2 protein-coding genes and 1 pseudogene are annotated in these 2,174 nt (G+C 52.6%); 1 reads left to right on the top strand and 2 read right to left on the bottom strand.

The window, feature by feature from the left end; all coding sequences use genetic code 11:
• Positions 1 to 211 precede the first annotated feature (211 nt).
• Both ACUVTA_RS09500 and ACUVTA_RS09495 read right to left on the bottom strand, forming a co-directional pair.
• Positions 212 to 595, bottom strand: coding sequence for a type II toxin-antitoxin system VapC family toxin (locus ACUVTA_RS09500; protein ID WP_445952696.1), 384 nt, complete (start codon positions 593 to 595; stop codon positions 212 to 214).
• Positions 595 to 828, bottom strand: coding sequence for a hypothetical protein (locus ACUVTA_RS09495; RefSeq protein ID WP_445952695.1), 234 nt, complete (start codon positions 826 to 828; stop codon positions 595 to 597). Before ACUVTA_RS09495 ends, ACUVTA_RS09500 begins: the two co-directional genes overlap by 1 nt.
• A gap of 775 nt (positions 829 to 1,603) precedes the next feature.
• On the opposite strand from ACUVTA_RS09495, the pseudogene ACUVTA_RS09490 reads away from it, so the two are divergent.
• Positions 1,604 to 2,174: pseudogene (locus tag ACUVTA_RS09490) on the top strand (hypothetical protein); the annotation flags it as partial.

The following is a 2,174-nucleotide window of genomic DNA, read 5'->3' as shown; positions in this document are numbered from 1 at the left end:
CTCCCTAATTTTCAACAGCTCGGTATTGCAAACCGGTATCCGCGTAGTAGATTAGAGGTAAGCCAAGGCTATTCCCTCACCTGAGAGACCCTGAAGCCGGACTGGCCGCTGTGGGTGCTCATCGCCGGGCTGTTCACCGGAGCGGTTCTCATCCATTTGAAGAAGCCGGCACATCAGATAATCAAAAGCAAAGGAGGTACGTCTGCCTTTGTTAACGGGTATACGGTTGGGTGGTTTTAAGGCCGGGGACGGCGGCATAATGCTTCACGTTGAAAGTACAAAGCGGTTCCCCTAAGCCAACGGCTGTTTGACCTATTAGAGCATCAAGGATGCCAAGCTTACTTGTGAGGTGCGCGGAAGCAAAAACAGCCAGCGCCTTATCGTAATCCTGGGGTGAAGGCCATAGAATTCTATACACTGCCAGTGCTTTTTCAACCAATTGCTGTTCCTTTTTGTTCCGGCAGCCCTGAATAAGTTCCATCACGACAAAACCAGGCAGGCCAATTTCCTCGTCGTCTAAGCTTTCCAGCCAGGATAGAGCCGGGGGGTAACCCCGCAAAATATCAACCATTACGTCTGTATCAAGGAGAACCATTATAGCCTCTTGCGTTTCTGAGCCTGCTCACGCAAACGGCGAGCATAAACAGAACTATCGCCGATATCTTTGCGGTCAGCCCAGATACCCGGCAAACCGGAGCGCAAAAGCTTTTGCGCGGTTAAAACCGGCTTGGCGTCCTGTTTCCCCTTGATTGGTTTTAAGGTCATCTCTATCGTCTGCCCCTTTTTGAAAGGCAACCCGGTGATGCATATTTCCCCATCGGTTTCCACAACTTTTCTGACCCGTATATCCCCCATTTCAGTTTCACCTCAAGTTAGTCGCTTGCGATAACCTACACGAGGCCGGCGGAATAAAATCCCACCAAAACCTGCTATCGTCCTTCCTCGCCAAAACTGCAAGGGAACACGATCATAACCGCTCTCTTAGCCTCCAGTATACCAGCGAACGCGTTCCTGAGCAAGAGCACCTAATCTGCAAACCGCAAAAGAAGACTTCGGAAACCATCGGTTTGGCGCACCAGGCTTCAAGGCCGGTAAACCCGATCCGGTTCTGCTTTCGTCCCAAGCACGGAAACACATCCTTCCATCTGGCATTTTTTTCAGGGCAATCATCCCCGTGTATTAGGCGAAATTTATTCCCTCATCTGGAAGACCCTGAAGCCGGACTGGCCGCTGTGTGTAATTATCGCCGGGCCGTTCACCAGGGCGGTTTTTCGCTGGCGGGAATCCTCGCTCACGAAAGGTTCCCGGCCTAAATGCCGCTCAACGGGGCGCTTTTTCGAGCCGTTGCTGCTCCTGTGCCTTTACCTTTTGCTGCTGCTGCCTTTAATTGACCCGTGGCGCAAGAAGCATACTGTGTTGCGATATCTACCACGAAAAATTACAAATTTCTTGTAGACCGGTTTTTTTTGATACAATTACTTCTAAAATAAATGTCGCAGTTTTCCATAGACCAGGATACTCCTCCAGCAATCAAGCAATCTCTGCAGCAATCTCCGGCTAACCAAGAGATAAAAAGCTTTCGTTTGCCAAAAGGGGTGGGTTGATGGCTCTTTTCCCGAAGGACCCGGGGCCGCCTGATTACCGTGCCTATCTCTGTTCCCCGGCGGAACTGGAGGCTTCCTACGAGCGCTGCTGCGCCTTGCAAGTGCCGCCTGAACTCGATAAACCCCAACAAATCTTGCCCCAAACCCTTCTCGATCCTCGCCTGGCAAAGAATGCACTTCTCGTTACCGTTGCTGGACAAGTAATCACCCTCCATCATTACACCGGCCCGCAAGATAACCACATCTACATCCTCTGCGACCCGGAACTCGTGACGCTCAAGATCTTCGCCGCGCCGGAGGTTTTGGCCGCCATTGAGGAAGCCGGCGTCAAGCCCGGCACCATATTCACCGAGGAAAGCTGCGGCACCAACGCCCTGGCCCTGGCCCGAGAGCACCAGCGCCTCGTAACCATCCGGGGGGAGCAGCCATTACTGCAAGCTCTTCAAAGATTGGTGGTGCGTCGCCAGCCCGGTGAGAGACCACGAAGGCAGAATCTGGGGCTTTCTCGACATCTCGATGCACGCCGAAAAAGAATTCGGCTTAGCCGCAGCGCACCTGCAAACGCTGGTT

This window comes from Thermodesulfitimonas sp., from assembly GCF_052743955.1.
The sequence above is the reverse complement of the archived record's forward strand: the minus strand, read 5'-3'. Positions and strand labels throughout refer to the sequence as shown.

Bases quoted from the DNA above. Each gene is read 5' to 3' on its own strand.
- ACUVTA_RS09500 (WP_445952696.1), bottom strand. From the start codon at position 595: ATGGTTCTCCTTGATACAGACGTAATGGTTGATATTTTGCGGGGTTAC.